Below are 15,949 nucleotides of genomic sequence, written 5' to 3'. Positions count from 1 at the left end.
GCGCCCCCGAACAACACCGAGGAGAACCAAGCAATGACGCGCGTTTTCGATAAGCCCGAGGAGTTCGCCGAGAAGGCCATCGACGGACTCGTCGCCGCCAACCGCCAGTACGTCGCTCGAGTCGACGGGGGTGTCGTGCGCTCGACCGTGAGCCCCGAGGGCTCCGTCGCCCTCGTCATCGGGGGAGGGTCGGGTCACTATCCCGCGTTCGCGGGACTCGTGGGAACGGGCCTCGCCGCCGGTTCCGCGTGCGGCAACCTCTTCGCATCGCCCGCGGCGTCGCAGGTGTACCGGGTCGTCAAGGCGGCGAACCGGGGCGGGGGAGTGCTCCTGAGCTACGGCAACTACGCGGGCGACGTTCTCCACTTCGGCCAGGCGCAAGAGCGACTCAACGCCGAGGGCATCGAGACCCGCACGGTCGTCGTGACCGACGACATCGCGAGCGCGTCGAAAGACGAGATCCACAAGCGCCGCGGTATCGCGGGCGACCTCACCGTGTTCAAGGTCGCGGGTGCCGCGGCCGAGCGGGGAGACAGCCTCGACGAGGTCGAGCGCCTCGCGATCAAGGCCAACGACCGCACGAGATCGCTCGGTGTGGCGTTCGGCAGCCCCACCCTTCCCGGCGCACACGAACCGCTCTTCTCGGTTCCCACCGGTCAGTTCTCGCTCGGGCTCGGCATCCACGGCGAGCCGGGCATCAGCGAACACGCTCACCCCGCCTCGGCCGATCTCGCCGAGCTCCTCGTCACGACTCTCCTCGACGATCGCCCCGAGGGCGCGGGCGACCGTGTCGTGGTGCTCGTCAACGGGCTCGGCACGGTCAAGTACGAAGAACTCTTCGTGCTCTACGGTCACGTGGATCGGCTGCTCGGCGACGAAGGGCTCACGATCGTCGAACCCGAGGTCGGTGAGCTCGTCACGAGCCTCGACATGGCGGGGCTGTCGCTCACCCTCTTCTGGGTCGACGACGAGCTCGAGACCCTGTGGTCAGCGCCCGCCGACACCCCGGCCTTCCGCAAGGGCAACGCCGAACCCCGCGAGCGCATCCCCGAGGGCACCCTGCAGGAGGCCCTCGCCGTCGAGGTCGTGCCCGCGAGCGATGTGGAGAAGGACGCCGCGCGCGTCGCGGCCGGTCTCTTCGAGGTCGTCCGCTCCGTCGTCGAAGAGCACGAAGAGGAATTCGGCCGGATCGACGCGATCGCCGGAGACGGCGACCACGGAATCGGCATGCGGCGGGGTATCGAAGCGGCCACCGCCGCCGCCCACCGCGCGGTCGACGACGGGTGCGGGGTCGAACAGCTCGTGACACTCGCGGCAGCGGAGTGGTCGGAGAAGGCCGGAGGCACCTCGGGTGCGCTGTGGGGCATCGGGCTCACGGCATTCGCCCAGAGCTTCGCCTCGGCCGCCCAGCCCGACACGGCCGCCGTGGCCGCGGCATCCCGCGCGGCCCTCGACGCCGTGCAGCGACTCGGCAAGGCCGAGGTCGGCGACAAGACCCTCATCGATGTGCTCTCGCCCTACGTCGACTCGCTCGACGCTCAGGCTCGCGACTCGGTCGCGCCTGTCGCGGCCCTCCACGTCGCGGCGGATGTCGCGATCGCGGCGGCCGACGCGACCTCCGAACTGCGCCCCAAGGTGGGACGCGCACGACCCCTGGCGGAGAAGAGCATCGGTCACCCCGATGCCGGAGCGGTCTCGCTCTCGCTCATCCTCGCCGCACTCGCAAAGGAGATGGACTCATGACCGAAAACACCCCGTGGCGCATCGTCGTCGGAAACGACAGTGCCGGAGTCGAATACAAAGAGGCGATCAAGGCGATGTTCGAAGCCGACCCTCGCGTGGGGAGCGTCGTCGACGTGGGAATCAGCTCGAGTGAGAACACGGACTACCCCCACATCGCCGTCGACGCCGCGCGAATCATCGCGGCGGGCGACGCCGATCGGGCCCTCCTCATCTGCGGCACGGGCCTCGGCGTCGCCATCAGCGCCAACAAGGTCACCGGCATCCGCGCCGTCACGGCGCACGACCCCTACTCGGTCGAGCGGTCCGTACTCAGCAACAACGCTCAGGTGCTGTGCTTCGGCCAGCGAGTGATCGGACTCGAGCTCGCCAAGAAGCTCGCGGCGGACTGGCTCGATTACCGCTTCGACGAGACGTCGGCTTCGGCACAGAAGGTCGACGCCATCGGATCGTACGAGAGCTGAGCTCCCGCTCGCCCGCTCGAGAAGTTCCCCCCCACTAGAAAGAGGAAAGAATGTCACAGAAGACAATCGCCGTCGTCGGATCGGGATACATGGGTGGTGGCATCGCCCAGGTCCTCGCCCTCTCCGGTGCGACCGTCAAGATCGCCGACATCTCCGAGGAGATCGCGAAGAGCAACTACGACAGGCTCATCGAGGAGTCGCGGCAGTTCGTCGCCGACGGCCTGTTCCCCGCCGACGCGACCGAGCTCCTCGAGAAGAACCTGTCGCCCGCCGCATCCATCGAAGACGCCGTGGCCGATGCCGACTTCATCGAGGAGGCCGTTCCCGAGAAGATCGAGATCAAGCACGCGACCCTCGCGCGCATCAGTGCGGCTGCCCGCCCCGACGCCATCATCGGCAGCAACACGTCGACGATCCTGATCGGGACTCTCGCCGAAGCGGTGACCAACCCCGAGCGCTTCCTCGGCGTGCACTTCAGCAACCCCGCTCCGTTCATCCCGGGAGTCGAACTGATTCCGCACGCGGGAACCGACACGGCTCTCATCGCGACGGTCGAAGAGATCGTCGCGGCGACGGGCAAGGAGACCGCGCGCGTCAAGGACGCGACGGGTTTCGTGCTCAACCGACTGCAGTACGCGCTCTTCCATGAGGCCACGCAGCTCGTCGAGGAGGGTGTCGCGACCCCCGACGACATCGACACGATCGTGCGCACGACGTTCGGGTTCCGTTACCCGTTCTTCGGTCCGTTCGCGATCGCCGACATGGCGGGCCTCGACGTCTACGCGTTCTGCTACGCCTCGCTCCAGACCGAGTTCCCGGAGAGGTTCGCGACTCCCGCGATCCTCAAAGACCTCGTCGACGCGGGCAAGCTCGGCACCAAGACGGGCGCGGGATTCCTCGACGTGCCCGCCGAGCGCACTCCGGAACTCGTGGCGTATCGCAACAAGGCCTACGTCGCGATGAAGAAGCTCGTCGAAGACCTCGGGCCCGCGCCGATCCACTGATCGCCCGGCTCGCACAGACGAAAGGCCCCCGAACCACGGTTCGGGGGCCTTTCGCGTGCGGTGCGCTAACGGAACACGGGCTAGAGGAACAGGTAGATCACGAAGGTGATCGCGAACGCCATGAGGCCGACTGCCGTCGCGATGACGCTCCAGGTCTGCAACGCCGTCTTCGTGTTCATGCCGAGGAAGCGGCTCACGAGCCAGAAGCCCGAGTCGTTCACGTGCGAGAACGCGATTCCTCCGGCACCGAGGGCGACGACGATGAGAGCGAGTTGCAGGGCGCTCTGGTCGCCAGCAGCGATCACGGCGGGAGCGATGAGACCCGCGGCGGTCGTGGTCGCGACCGTGGCCGAACCCTGCGCGATCCGGATGATCGCGGCGAGCACGAACGCGGCGACGATCAAAGGCATGCCGATGTCGTTGAGGCTCTCGGCGAGTGCGCCGCCGATGCCCGTCGCGGTCAGAACCCCGCCGAACATCCCTCCGGCACCGGTGATGAGGATGATCGAACAGATGGGGGCGAGGGCGTCGTCGACGACCTCCTCCATCTTGGAGCCGACCGAACCCCGGTTGGGGATGACAATGAGGAGGATGATCGCGAGGAGCGACGTGATGAGCAGGGCGATCGGCGTGGCACCGACGGTCGTGAGCACGCCGTAGAGGGCGGTGTCGTTCTCGATGATGCCGTCGGTCGCGAGGGCTGCGGCACCCGTGTTCAGGAAGATGAGAACGAGGGGCAGAAGGAGCAGCATGATGATGGTCCAGAAGCTCGGAAGCTTCTGTCCGCTGCGATCTTCGGGGTCACCGAGCAGGTTGGGCACGGCGAAGTGCGGCTGGCGCTTCGCGAGCACGAGGGCGAGACGGTACCCCGCGACGTACCAGGTGGGGATCGCGATGGCGAGGGCGACCAGGATCACGAGGCCGACCTCGACACCGATGATGCCGCTCGCCGCCGTCGGGCCGGGGTGCGGCGGCACGAGTCCGTGCATCGTGAGGAACGCGCCCGTGGCGGGGAGGGCGTAGAGCAGCAGGCTGCCCTTCAAGCGTCGGGCGACCTGGTAGATGATCGGCAGCATGACGATGAAGCCCGCGTCGAGGAAGATCGGGAACGCGAAGAGGAACGACGCGAGCGAGAGAGCGAACGGTGCACGCTTGTCGCCGAACCGGCGGATCATGCTCTCGGCGAGCACTTGCGCTCCGCCGGAGATCTCGATCACCCGACCGAGCACGGCGCCGAACCCGATGAGCAGGGCGACGTTGCCCAGGGTCGTGCCGAAGGGTCCCTGGAGGGTTGTGAGGAGGTCGTTGATGCTCACGCCCGCGACGAGCGCGGTCAGGAGGCTCACGATGACGAGGGCGTAGAAGGGATGCAGACGCACCTTCATGATGAGGATCAGCAAGAGCGCGATGGCTCCGGCGGCGATGCCGAGAAGCACCGGCGCGGACCGCGTGGTCTCTGTCGCGGCTTCGAGAGCGAGAATCATGGGTCACTCGGTTCTGTTGGGGATGGATGCGGGGTCGTGCGACGAGCAGGTGCAGTGTCGGCGTGCCGCGAAAGGCGACCCGGGAGTGCGACGGCGGGGGATGCCGGTCGCGGATTCTCCCGAGTGTTCAAGCGCAGCTCCTTTGCCGGCGTGTGTGAAGGGTCGTGCGGGGTGCTCGGCGCGGGCCAACGGTGGTCCGATCCGAGCGGTCGCATATATCCTATGTGATTCTCGATGACGGGCCGAGCGGCCGATATCGTGACGCGTGTCGCGGCGGTTCGCTCCACGCCGTCGATGTCACACGGCAGCGATATCGTCCTGACATGCAACGCATCCTCTACGACACGGCAACGACGATGAACGGCTACATCGCCGACGACACGAACTCCCTCTCGTGGCTCTTCGCGGTCTCCTCGGACTCAGCCGACGGGCTCGTCCCGGGTGATGCGACCGTGCTCGTGATGGGGTCGACGACGTACGAGTGGGTGCTCGACGAGGGCGATATCCTCGCGAACCCCGCCAAGTGGAAAGAGTTCCACGGCGACCGTCCGACATTCGTATTCACGACGCGTCACCTTCCGCGACCCGAGGGGGCGGACGTCCGATTCGTCCGCGGACCGGTGATCGATGTGGTCCCCGCCCTTCGGGCCGCGGCGGATGACGGTGATATCTGGGTGGTCGGCGGGGGTGATCTGGCTGGTCAGTTCGCCGACAGCGACGCGCTCGATGGCATCGCCCTCTCGGTAGCCCCGGTCGTGCTCGACGGCGGTGCCGCGCTGCTGCCGAGGCGGATCGAGTCAGACCGCCTCCGGCTGGTGAGCGCTGCGGCCCACGGGCAGTTCGCGCGACTCGTCTACGAGGTCGCGCGCGCCGTCTAGCGATGTCCGGGGGCCTCAATCCCGGTGGCGGCGGTGGAGACGGCCCTCGTGATCGAGCTCGAGCACGCTGTCGATGCGGATGCGCGCGAGGAAGTCGTCGTCGTGGCTCACCACCAGAACGGCACCCCGGTAGGCGTCGAGGGCCTCGGCGAGCTGCTCCACGCTCTGCAGGTCGAGACTGTTGGTGGGTTCATCGAGAACGAGGAGTTGGGCGGGAGGATCGGCGAAGAGCATGCGCGCGAGGGACACCCGAAAGCGCTCCCCGCCCGAGAGGGTCGACACGGGCCTGTCGGCGGCGTGACCCCGCAACAGGAGTCGAGCGAGCTGGTTGCGGATGTCTCCGGCACTCGTGTCCGGCGCGCACTCCCGCACCGCGTCGACCGCCGAAAGGGTGTCGTCGACGTCGTCGAGGCGCTGCGGCAGGTATCCGACCCGATCGGTGAGGAGGCGCGCGCGGGGGCGTTCGGAGCGGTCCGGTCGCGCCTCGGCGCGACCCACGAGAGCCTCGAGCAGGGTGGTCTTGCCCGCACCGTTCGGCCCGACGAGCGCGAGGCGCTCCGGGCCCTGAATCACGACCGACTGCTGCTCGACACCGGGAGACCCCGCGACGCCGGTGATCTCGGCGAGCCGCCGACCTCGCGCGACACCCGGATCGGGAAGCTCGAGCCTGATGTGCTCGTCGTCGCGCACGCGCGCGTCGGCTGCGGTGGCGGCGTCGGTCGCGGCCGTGACCCTGTCGTCGAGTGTCGATCGGAGGGACGCCGCCGAATTCTCCGCCTTGCGGGCGAGACCGCCGGCCACGATGCGCGGCACCCCGCCCTCGCGCTGCGCCTTCTTGCCCGCCCGACGTCGGCGGGCGAGGGTGGTCTCGGCGTGCGCGCGCTGCCGCTTCTCCACGCGGACCGCCTGCTGCGCCGCCCTCGCGGCATCCGCCGCCGCGCCGTTCTCCCGGTCGCGGTGCTCGACCCACGCACTGTACGGCCCCCCGAAGACTTCGAAGCCGCCCCCGTAGAGCTCGGCGGTGGCATCCATCCGGTCGAGCAGAGCGCGATCGTGACTGACGATCACGAGAGTTCCCGGCCACGCGTCGACGAGGCGCGTAAGCGTCGAGCGCGCACCCCGATCGAGGTTGTTGGTCGGTTCATCGAGAAGCGTGATCGCCTTTCGAGACAGCCTCAGCCCCGCGATGGCGACGAGCACGGCCTCGCCCCCCGAGACCTCGCCGACCCTCCGGTCGAGGTCCGCCGCGGAGAAACCGATGTCGTCGAGCGCCTCGCTCGCGCGCGACTCGAGATCCCAGTCGTCACCGACCGCGTCGAAGTGCTCCACCGCCACATCTCCGGCCTCGATCGCGCGCAGGGCCCGCAGGGTCGAGTCGATGCCGAGCAGTTCGGCGACCGTCGCGCCCGAGTGCAGCGGAACGCTCTGACGGAGGTAGCCGACGTCTCCCGAGACGTCGAGCTCCCCGGAGGTCGGGGCGAGTTCGCCCGAGGCGAGTCGGAGGAGGGTGGACTTGCCCGAGCCGTTGCGACCGACGAGCCCTGTGCGGCCGTGACCGAACGACCCGCTGAGCCCTCGGAGGGCGAGCGCGCCGTCGGGCCACTCGAACGTGAGATCGCGAAACGTGATGGTGGACGAAGGCAACATGAGAGCGAGTCCTTGCGCCGGGGCGGCGAGCGCCGGCCGGCAATAGAAGAAAGAGGGGAGGAGGAGAATCACCCGGGAGAGAAGGTCATCCCGCAGAGAGTGATGGCCGCGCGGTGCGCGGCGGACTCGAGAGCCTCGTTACTTCATGGCAGAAACGCTACCACCGGGTGCAGCGGCGCGCGAGGGCGGTGCCGGTTCGGGCGGCACAGACCGGAGGGACGAGGTCAGCGACCGCGCGGCGCGTAGTGGTTCTCCCCTCGCGCCGCCTTCTCGACGACGTCGCGGATGCGCGCCTCCCGCACCGCCGGCGTCTTGATCGAGGCGAGGCGAAAATAGGTGTAGAACTTCTCGACCTTGGTGAGGCCGTCGTGGAATGCGGCCGCGGCCGGGTCGCGATCGAGGGCTTCCCGGAGGTCGGGAGGCGTCGTCGCGCCCTTCTGTCGATAGGCGGCATCCCACCGGCCGTCGGCTTTCGCCCGCTTGATCTCGGCGAAGCCGCCCTCGCGCATGAGCCCCGCGTCGATGAGTCGCGCGACATGCTCGCGATTGATCTGCGACCACGGGCTGTTCTTGCGCCGAGGCGAGAACGCCTGGAGCGTGTAGTCGTCGTCGAGCCGGGCGGTCTGGCCGTCGATCCACCCGAAGCACAGCGCGACATCGAGCGCCTCCGACCACGTGATGCCGGGAGCGCTCGACGACTTCTTGCGCAGCTTGAGGCGCACCCCCGCATCGGGCGGATCGTTCTCGAGGAATCGCGTCCACTCGTCGATCGTGAGATCGAGGATCGGTTTCTCGGCGAAACTCGCCACGGTGCGCACCGTCCTCCCGTCGTGCGGTCAGCGCGATCGCCGACCGCGACGATTCGAGGCTACAGCGCGTCGACGGCGTCGAGAATGGCGGGGACCTCGGTGCGGGAGGTGTAGTCCACGTGCACGTCGACCCAGCGGACGACACCGTCGGCATCGACGACGACGACCGTGGGGAACGGGATCGCCGGTGTCGCATCCGCGTTGCTGTCGGCGACCGCGAAACCGAGCTCGGTGTGGGCGGCCCGCGCGTCGGAGCTCGGCTCGGTGACGATGCCGAGGCGGCCGGCGAGCGCGTTGCCCGGGTCGGACAGCACTGTGAAGCCGAGGTCGTCTTTGAGGATCGCCGCTTCGGTGCCCTCGGGAGTCTGAGGGCTGATGGCGACGAGAGGGATGCCCCGACCCGCGAGGGCGGGCGCGAGGGTGTCGTTGTAGTGCTTGAGGGTGATGTTGCAATACGGACACCACGCGCCCCGATAGAACACGAGCACGGCGGCAGAACCCGCACGCACGTCGCTCAGGGTGTGCTCGGCGCCGTCGGCCGAGAGGAGAGTCGACTCCGGCACGCGGTCGCCGACCGCCACGGCGGTGTCGGGAACACCCGCGGCCTGGAGATCGGCTTGTTCGCGCGCGAAGACCTCTGAGAGAGTCGGGCCGACGGCTTCGGCGAAACCGACGTTGAAGTCGGACACGGTCGTGCGGATGGTGGGCTCGGTCATGGTCTCTCGATCTCCTCCCGCCGAGTCTCGAGACCCGGTCGAATCGAGAGAGTACGTCGACTCACTGAGCGGCGACGCCCAGGAAGGTCATGATTCGTCACACCGGGGTCGCCCGCGGTGCGGACCGCGATCGGTCTAGTCCCCGATCTCGCCCCGGTCTAGTCCATCGCCGCGCCGGTGTACGAATACATGACCGACACCTCCGACGCGAGACCCGCCTCCTCGAGCACCCCCTGCACCGCCGTGAGCATGTAGCGGGAGTCCCAGCCCATGTAGAGGAAGTGGGACTCGTCGAGTTCGTGCCACTGCCCGTTCCACGCGCGAGACTCGAAGATGGGGCCGCCACGACGTGCGCTGAACGAGACGACGGCGTCGCGAGCATCCGCCCAGAGTCTCTTGAACACGCGGTCGAACAGGTACTTGACGTCGTAGACCTCCCAGTGCTCGCCGCAGTACTCGACGTAGGAGAACTCGCGCTCCCACCCGCGCGGCCACCCGCGACGCTGTTTGGCGTCGAGGATCGGTGTGAGACCGTCGTCGTCGATCATCACGGTCGCGGGCTTCGCCCAGATCTCGAGGAAAGCCGCCGTGAGGCGCGAGGTGCGCTCGGCGATCGCGGGGGTTCCCCACGCCACGACGTCGGCGATCTCGCGCGACATCGGAACAGCGCTCGAAGAGTAGAGGGTGTCTCGCTTGACCGGGAACGACGCGTCGATCGCGCGCTCGGCGAGCTCCGGCTCGAGCAGGGTCAGGTTTCCGAGGGAGTCGGCGAGGGCGCGGTGACTGTTCTGCTCGTCGTCGGAGTAGTCGACCCACTCGCGCTCGCCGTCGCCGCTCCACTGCGCTGCGGGCGCGAGCGGAAAGACATGCTCGACGTCGAGGCCCCGCACGTCGTCGACGCCCGCGAGTCGCCCGAGCACGTAGGCGGGGTGGGGGAGAGCGCCGAACTTGAGGGCGATGCGCACGCGCTCGTCAGACGGCGTGATGCGAGCGAACGCCTCCCGCAGCGCTTCGGCACCGCGCTCGCGGGCGCGACACAGTCGGGCGACGAGACGATCTGTGTCGAGCCCGACGACGGTGCGCCGCAGCAGGAGGGTCTGGATGTTCTCGAGGGTCTCGATGAGGGCGCCGCGATCGATCTCGCCTCGCGCGAAGTCGCGGTAGGCGCGCATGACGAGCGGATACATCGCGCGACCGAAGGTGTTGACGTAGCCGAGCTGACGCGCGAGCTCGGGATCGGGTGCTCTCGACGGGTCGAGCAGCACCCGATAGACGGCCGACGACTCGCGCCACTCGGTCGCGAGCGCGCGCAGCGTCTCGAGCTCGAGGCGAGGAAACTCGTGGCGGAAGGCGTCGTACACCGCGCGGCCCCCGCGAGCATCGATCTCGCGCCCCGTCGACATCACGAGGTAGTGGCGCCAGAAGGTCGCGATCGACTCGCCCGTGTTCTCTTCGATGGGGAGCCAGAAGGATGCCTCGATCTCGCGCTGCTCGCCGTGCGAGAGACCCATGAGCACGTAGTTGTGGATGAGCTCGTGGTCGCGGAGGGGCTCGCCCGTCGAGTTGAGGCTCTCGAAGATCTGCTGGGCGTTCGCCTCGGCACCGAGGGTGATGGCGACGTGCTCGAGTCGCTGCAGACCGCTCCAGATGCGGGGGACCTCCTCGGGCGGGACCTGGCTGCGGAAGAACGCGTAGTTGTCGTCGAACTTCGAATCCCGCAGCTCGTCGCCGGGCTCGCGGCGATCGAGCACGACGCTCTCGAAGACGTCGGCCCACGCGCGATGCGGGCGCAGCTTCGTGCGGTCGCCACCGTGCGAACTCACGAGCACGCGCTCGAGCTCGGTGGCGAGTTCCGCGCCGCCCGCGACCTCGGGTTGCTGCAGCACCGTGTGGTGCAGCGCCGCGATCAGGAGCATGAGGGTCGTCACGCGCTGCTGACCGTCGATGAGCACGAGCTCCGCGGCATCCGACCCCGACTCGGTCACCGTCGTCGTCGCGCTCGAGAGGATCGAGCCGATGAAGTGGGTGTGGGTCTCGTGGGCTCCGGCGACCGCGCGGACGTCGGCGAGCAGTTGCTCGCAGCCGCCGATGTCCCAGCGGTACTGCCGCTGATAGACGGGAACGACGATCGTGGTGTCGGGTGCCGACAGCCAACCGATCGTGTTGACCGCGGTCGCGTCGATGTTCGTGGCAGTGGTCATGGCGGTGTTCGTCCTTCGGAGCGGGGTATCGAGTGGTGGCTGGGCGACGACTCGCGATGATGCCATCCTCCCACCCGCCGAACCGCTCGATGTTAGGCTTGCCTAAGTTGGGCCTGTTAAAACGTGCTGGCCCTCGACGAAAGGACATGACTTCGATCATGGGTTACATCAAATCTGCCGCACTCGAAGAGACCGGCTACGTCGTTCTCGATCAGTACAACCAGGAGCTCGACCCCAAGGAATGGCTCGACATCGAGTACGTCGACTGGAAGTCGTCGGGTGAGACCCGCTTCGCCCCGCTCGCGAGCGCCTTCGGCGAGATCGAGGTCAACGGCTTCTGGAACCACAAGCCCCCGCGCACCGACAAAGACGGTGTCTGGATCGACTCGCAGGTCGCCGCGGCGCCCAACCTCACCCGCCGCGCGCAAGAGCCCGGAGCCAACGTGGGCCGCTGCCGCGTCATCGAACTGATGCCTAACACCTATGCGGACTGCCTCTACAACCTGCACCAGGACGACAACAACCGTCTCAACCCCGACGGCACCGGCTGGGTCGTGCGCGGGTTCTTCAACCTCACCGACGACCAGACGAGCTACTTCGTTCTGCGCGAGAACCGCACCGACCCGAGCGTCGAGTACCGCATCGCGCTGCCCGCCGGTGCACAGCTCATCATCGACACGCAGCGCCTCTGGCACGCCGCGACGCACCTCGGCGCCGACCCGCGCTACTGCCTCATCACGTCGTGGGAGTCGGGCCCCGAGCTCGACGCCTACATCGCTCAGCACAACGGCGTGAATCGCGTGCCGAACGTCGAGGTGCCGCAGGACGAGCTCGACGCGGGACAGGCCGAGCAGGCTCGTCGCATCGCTGCCCGCGCCGCGTACTACGCCGCCAAGGGACAGGCCGAGAAGACCGCGATGAGCGAGGCCTGATCCGGGTCGACTGATCCGGATCGGCTGACGATCACCCGTCGAGCCCCGTGGGCCGCCGCAGCGCTGTGGCCCACGGGGCTTCGTCGATGCCGGGGCGCTGCGATCGCCGATCGCGGTCGCACATGGTTGCGGGGGCGACTCGAAACAACCAGACGCGACCGCGACACCGCGTCGATGCGGTCACAGCGGCGGCGAAAGCTCACCGGTTAGGCTTCGACCCGCCTCGCTCGGCCTCCGGTCGGGCAGCACGACACCGGGGCGGCACCCTTCATTCAGGAGCAGCAGCATGGCGACACAGCACACGAAGACGATTCTCATCACGGGGGCGTCCGACGGCATCGGCGCGGCATCCGCTCGACAGCTCGCCGAGCGCGGACACCGAGTGCTCGTGGCCGGGCGGTCGCGCGAGAAGACTGAGGCTGTCGCACGCGAGACGGGCGCGACCCCCTTCATCGCCGATTTCGGGAGCCTCGCCGATGTGCGGAGGCTCGCCGACGAGGTGAAGCAGCACCTCGCGACGAGCGACTCCCGCGGCACCGGGCTCGACGTGCTCGCGAACAACGCGGGAGGCATCTTCGGAACCCGTCAGCGCACCGAGGACGGCTACGAGAAGACCTTCCAGGTCAACCACCTCGCGCCGTTCCTGCTCACCCACGAGCTCATGGACGACCTCATCCGCGCCCGCGGGAGCGTCATCAACACGTCGAGCATCGCCAACACGCTCTTCGGGCGCATCGACCTCGACGACCTCGCGAACGACAAGAAGTACAGCGCCAACAAGGCATACGGCGACGCCAAGCTCGCGAACATCCTGTTCACGCGCGGGCTGCACGAGCGATTCCACGACGACGGCGTCTCGTCTGTCGCCTTCCACCCGGGCACCGTCGCGACGAACTTCGCTTCGGACACGACGAGCCTCATGCGCTTTCTGTATCGCACGCCGCTCAAGCGGTTCTTCCTCATCACGACGGAGAAGGGCGGCGACAATCTGACGTTCTTCGCCGACGGCACTCCTGGGGAGACCTGGCTGCCCGGCATGTACTACGACGAGAAATCGCTCTCGACGTCGGTGAATGCCCAGGTGCACGACGAGGCCCTCGTGGCCGGACTGTGGGATCGCAGCGCCGAGATGGTGGGCGTCGGCTGACCCTCGCGGGCGTCACGCGAGGTCACAACAGATCGCGTTCAGTCGTCTGCTGCCTAAACTCGGCGCATGGATCCCTTCACGAGCGCCGTCGTGGTGCTCGCGGTCGTCGCCCTCGCCGTCGTGATCGGCGTCGTCTCGCGCGCGCGGAGCGGACGCGCGCACGCGGTCTCGGCTCGGCCGACGGGGGCGAAGACCGGCGGCTTCGCCGAGCTCGGCCTCTCCGCCGACGACCCCCGTGGGTCGACCGCGACCCTCGTGCTCTACTCGACCGAATTCTGCGCCCAGTGCCCGGCGGCACGCCGCGTGCTCGCCGACATCGCGAGCTCCCGCGAGTCGGTCTCGACCGTCGACGTCGACCTCACCCATCGCCCCGACCTCGCGCGACGGTTGCGCATCCTCCAGACGCCCACGGTCTTCATCGTCGACAGCGCCGGGGTGCCGATCTCGCGGATGGGCGGGGCGCTGCGGCGCGACGCCGTCACCTCCGAACTCGACCGATGGGAGACATCCGATGTCGTTCAATCCTGATGCACCCGATTCCGGTTCGTCGGGGCCCGGTTCGTCGGGCCTCGGTTCGTCGGGCCCCCTCGGTGACGGAGGTGCGATCGACGCGCGCGGGCCGCGGTTCGGCGCCGTCATCACGTCGGTGCTCCTTCTCGTCGCCCTCTTCCTGGGCCTGACCGGGCTCAGCGGAGCCCGTTCGAGCGACGGGGGAGAAGGATGGGCCGTCGCGACGTCGTCCCTCGGCGATCGAGCGAGCGACCCGGGTTTCGTCGTGCTCGCCGCCATCGCGCTGCTCTTCGCGTGGGGTGCGATCGCGGGCATCCAGAGACACCCCTGGGCCGTCGTCTTCCGCACCCTCGTGCGTCCTCGCCTCGCACCCCCTGTGGCAACGGAGGACCCGCGGCCGCCGACCTTCGCGCAGGGGGTGGGCCTCGCCGTCACTCTCGCGGGTGTCGTGCTGCACCTCGCGGGCGTCCCGCTCGCGCTGCCCGTGTCTGCCGGGGCGGCCTTCATCGCGGCGTTCCTCAACGCGGCGTTCGGGCTGTGCCTGGGCTGCATGATGTATCTCGGTCTCGAGCGGGTGCGTCACTCCGGTCGACTCCGTCGCGCCTGACCACATGGATGCCGTCGCCGCGCTCAACGAGATCGCCTTCTGGCTCGAGCGCGCACTCGCGCCCTCGTTCAAGGTCTCGGCCTTCCGGTCGGCTGCCGCGATCGTCGCCGAGATCCCCGCGAACGAGCTCGCGGGTCGCGTGGCCGACGGTAGCCTGCAGAAGACGAAGGGCATCGGCTCCCGCACACTCGAGGTCGTGAGCCAGGCTGTCGAGGGTGGAGTTCCCGACTACCTCGCCGACCTCCGCGAGCGCGGTGCGACGCCCCTCGTCTCCGGGGGTGCCGACCTCCTCGCGGCCCTGCGCGGCGACCTGCACAGCCACAGCGAGTGGTCGGACGGCGGGTCGCCCGTCGCCCTCATGGCCGACACGGCGAGATCTCTCGGTCGCGACTACCTCGCCCTCACCGACCACTCGCCGTCGCTGCGCGTCGCCAACGGGCTCACGGCCGAGCGGCTCGAGAAGCAACTCGATCTCGTCGCCGACGTCGACGCCCGACACGACGACTTCCGCTTGCTCGCCGGTATCGAGGTCGACATCCTCGAGGACGGCACCCTCGATCAGTCCGACGAGATGCTCGACCGACTCGATATCGTCGTCGCGAGTGTGCACTCGAAGCTCCGCGCCGATTCGGCGACGATGACGGAACGGATGCTCGGCGGCATCCGTGACCCTCACACGACGGTGCTCGGGCACTGCACGGGCCGTCTCGTGTCGGGCTCTCGAGGCACGAGACCGCCCTCGGACTTCGATGCCGAAGCCGTGTTCGCGGCGTGCGCCGAGAACGATGTGGCGGTCGAGATCAACTCGAGGCCGGAGCGGCAGGATCCCCCCGACGACCTCATCAGGCTCGCGCTCGGCGCCGGCTGTCTCTTCAGTATCGACACCGACGCCCATGCGCCAGGGCAGCTCGACTTCCTCTCCTACGGCGCCGAGCGGGCTCAGGGGGCGGGGGTTCCCGCGGACCGCATCATCACGACGTGGCCCGTCGACGACCTCCTCGACTGGGCGCGGCGTTAGCGCGTCGAGCGGCGGCACCACTCCCGTAGGGTTGTCGGGCCGATCCGGGCGACAGAGCAGGGGCATGATGAGCGCACGATTCGCCGAACTCGACTGGCAGCAGACCCCGATGGGTGAGCTGACGCTGCGGCGACGATTCGACCCCGTGCTCGAGAAAGACGTCTTCGAGGTGATCCTCGGTGACGAGCACCTCATGTCGAGCCACTTCACGGTCGCCGAGATCGAGCTCGCCCACCTCGGTCTCGCGGTCGTCGGTGACGCGCACGAGGGCGGCCCCGGCCTCGACGTGCTCGTAGGCGGTCTCGGGCTCGGCTACACGGCTCGAGCGGTGCTCGAGCACGAGCGAGTGCGCAGTCTCACGGTCGTCGAGGCGATCGACGTCGTCGTCGACTGGCACGAGCGACTCCTGCTGCCGGTGTCGACCGAACTCGTCGGCGACCCTCGCACGACGCTCGAGGTCGCCGACTTCTTCGCCCTCATGCGAGCGGATGTAGTTGAGCGCACGTTCGACGCGGTCATCGTCGACATCGACCACTCCACGACCCACCACTTGCACCCGAGTCACGCCGACCTCTACACCGTCGAGGGCGTTCGCCGTCTGCGTCGGCACCTCCGACCGGGTGGAGCTTTCGCCCTGTGGTCGGACGACCCTCCGCACCCCGATTTCGTCTCCGTGCTCGAGGCGGTGTTCGACACCGTCGAGACTCACGTCGTCGCCTTCGACAACGCCCTCACCGGGGGAGAATCGACCAACTCGGTCTACGTCGCCCGCTGACCGTGGCGCACGGCGCC

At 68.4% G+C, this 15,949-nt stretch carries 15 protein-coding genes; 10 read left to right on the top strand and 5 right to left on the bottom strand.

All coding sequences use genetic code 11. The features are described from left to right. The first annotated feature begins 33 nt into the window (after positions 1 to 33). Genes ACLHIH_RS05500 through ACLHIH_RS05490 form a run of 3 tightly spaced genes read left to right on the top strand, consistent with a single transcriptional unit; the run spans position 34 to position 3,208 of the window. The gene (locus ACLHIH_RS05500) at positions 34 to 1,743 is read left to right on the top strand and encodes a dihydroxyacetone kinase family protein (protein WP_411315690.1); all 1,710 of its coding nucleotides are present in this window, start codon (positions 34 to 36) and stop codon (positions 1,741 to 1,743) included. Continuing rightward, positions 1,740 to 2,204 (top strand): ribose-5-phosphate isomerase, encoded by a 465-nt coding sequence (locus tag ACLHIH_RS05495; RefSeq protein WP_411315689.1) that lies wholly within the window; start codon positions 1,740 to 1,742, stop codon positions 2,202 to 2,204. Before ACLHIH_RS05500 ends, ACLHIH_RS05495 begins: the two co-directional genes overlap by 4 nt. Before the next feature lie 50 nt (positions 2,205 to 2,254). Further along, positions 2,255 to 3,208: a 3-hydroxyacyl-CoA dehydrogenase family protein gene (locus ACLHIH_RS05490; protein WP_411315688.1), complete on the top strand. Its 954-nt coding sequence runs from the start codon at positions 2,255 to 2,257 to the stop codon at positions 3,206 to 3,208. 80 nt (positions 3,209 to 3,288) lie between these two features. On the opposite strand, the gene ACLHIH_RS05485 is transcribed toward ACLHIH_RS05490, so the two are convergent. After that, entirely contained in the window at positions 3,289 to 4,692 is a 1,404-nt protein-coding gene (locus ACLHIH_RS05485) for a GntP family permease (RefSeq protein ID WP_411315687.1), read from the bottom strand. Between the two features lie 323 nt (positions 4,693 to 5,015). On the opposite strand from ACLHIH_RS05485, the gene ACLHIH_RS05480 reads away from it, so the two are divergent. Then, the gene (locus ACLHIH_RS05480; protein ID WP_411315686.1) at positions 5,016 to 5,570 is read left to right on the top strand and encodes a dihydrofolate reductase family protein; all 555 of its coding nucleotides are present in this window, start codon (positions 5,016 to 5,018) and stop codon (positions 5,568 to 5,570) included. Positions 5,571 to 5,585: 15 nt separating this feature from the next. Here the strand turns inward: ACLHIH_RS05480 and ACLHIH_RS05475 are convergent, their stop codons facing one another. From ACLHIH_RS05475 to ACLHIH_RS05460, 4 genes are all read right to left on the bottom strand, one after another. Further along, the gene (locus ACLHIH_RS05475) at positions 5,586 to 7,217 is read right to left on the bottom strand and encodes an ABC-F family ATP-binding cassette domain-containing protein (protein ID WP_411315685.1); all 1,632 of its coding nucleotides are present in this window, start codon (positions 7,215 to 7,217) and stop codon (positions 5,586 to 5,588) included. Between the two features lie 224 nt (positions 7,218 to 7,441). Beyond that, positions 7,442 to 8,026, bottom strand: coding sequence for a YdeI/OmpD-associated family protein (locus ACLHIH_RS05470; protein ID WP_411315684.1), 585 nt, complete (start codon positions 8,024 to 8,026; stop codon positions 7,442 to 7,444). Positions 8,027 to 8,085: 59 nt separating this feature from the next. Beyond that, positions 8,086 to 8,742, bottom strand: coding sequence for a peroxiredoxin-like family protein (locus ACLHIH_RS05465; protein WP_411315683.1), 657 nt, complete (start codon positions 8,740 to 8,742; stop codon positions 8,086 to 8,088). Between the two features lie 158 nt (positions 8,743 to 8,900). Further along, positions 8,901 to 10,943, bottom strand: coding sequence for a DUF262 domain-containing protein (locus ACLHIH_RS05460; protein ID WP_411315682.1), 2,043 nt, complete (start codon positions 10,941 to 10,943; stop codon positions 8,901 to 8,903). 158 nt (positions 10,944 to 11,101) lie between these two features. On the opposite strand from ACLHIH_RS05460, the gene ACLHIH_RS05455 reads away from it, so the two are divergent. The 6 genes from ACLHIH_RS05455 (at position 11,102) to ACLHIH_RS05430 (ending at position 15,932) form a co-directional block, all read left to right on the top strand. Then, complete coding sequence (locus ACLHIH_RS05455) at positions 11,102 to 11,875, top strand: hypothetical protein (protein ID WP_411316324.1); 774 nt, start codon at positions 11,102 to 11,104, stop codon at positions 11,873 to 11,875. Between the two features lie 286 nt (positions 11,876 to 12,161). Beyond that, on the top strand, positions 12,162 to 13,022 hold the full coding sequence (locus ACLHIH_RS05450) for an SDR family NAD(P)-dependent oxidoreductase (protein WP_411315681.1): 861 nt from the start codon (positions 12,162 to 12,164) through the stop codon (positions 13,020 to 13,022). Between the two features lie 66 nt (positions 13,023 to 13,088). After that, positions 13,089 to 13,550 carry a thioredoxin family protein gene (locus tag ACLHIH_RS05445; RefSeq protein WP_411315680.1) on the top strand — a complete coding sequence of 154 codons (462 nt, stop codon included), beginning with the start codon at positions 13,089 to 13,091 and terminating at the stop codon, positions 13,548 to 13,550. Next, entirely contained in the window at positions 13,534 to 14,139 is a 606-nt protein-coding gene (locus ACLHIH_RS05440; protein ID WP_411315679.1) for a DUF4395 domain-containing protein, read from the top strand. Before ACLHIH_RS05445 ends, ACLHIH_RS05440 begins: the two co-directional genes overlap by 17 nt. Positions 14,140 to 14,143: 4 nt before the next feature. After that, positions 14,144 to 15,157: a PHP domain-containing protein gene (locus ACLHIH_RS05435; RefSeq protein WP_411315678.1), complete on the top strand. Its 1,014-nt coding sequence runs from the start codon at positions 14,144 to 14,146 to the stop codon at positions 15,155 to 15,157. A 67-nt stretch (positions 15,158 to 15,224) separates the two neighbouring features. Further along, on the top strand, positions 15,225 to 15,932 hold the full coding sequence (locus ACLHIH_RS05430; RefSeq protein WP_411315677.1) for a spermidine synthase: 708 nt from the start codon (positions 15,225 to 15,227) through the stop codon (positions 15,930 to 15,932). Positions 15,933 to 15,949 lie beyond the last annotated feature (17 nt).

It is taken from the genome of Marisediminicola sp. LYQ134, assembly GCF_046599635.1.
Taxonomy (GTDB): domain Bacteria; phylum Actinomycetota; class Actinomycetes; order Actinomycetales; family Microbacteriaceae; genus Marisediminicola.
Note: the sequence above shows the minus strand (reverse complement) of the source record. Positions and strands in the feature narration are given on the sequence as shown.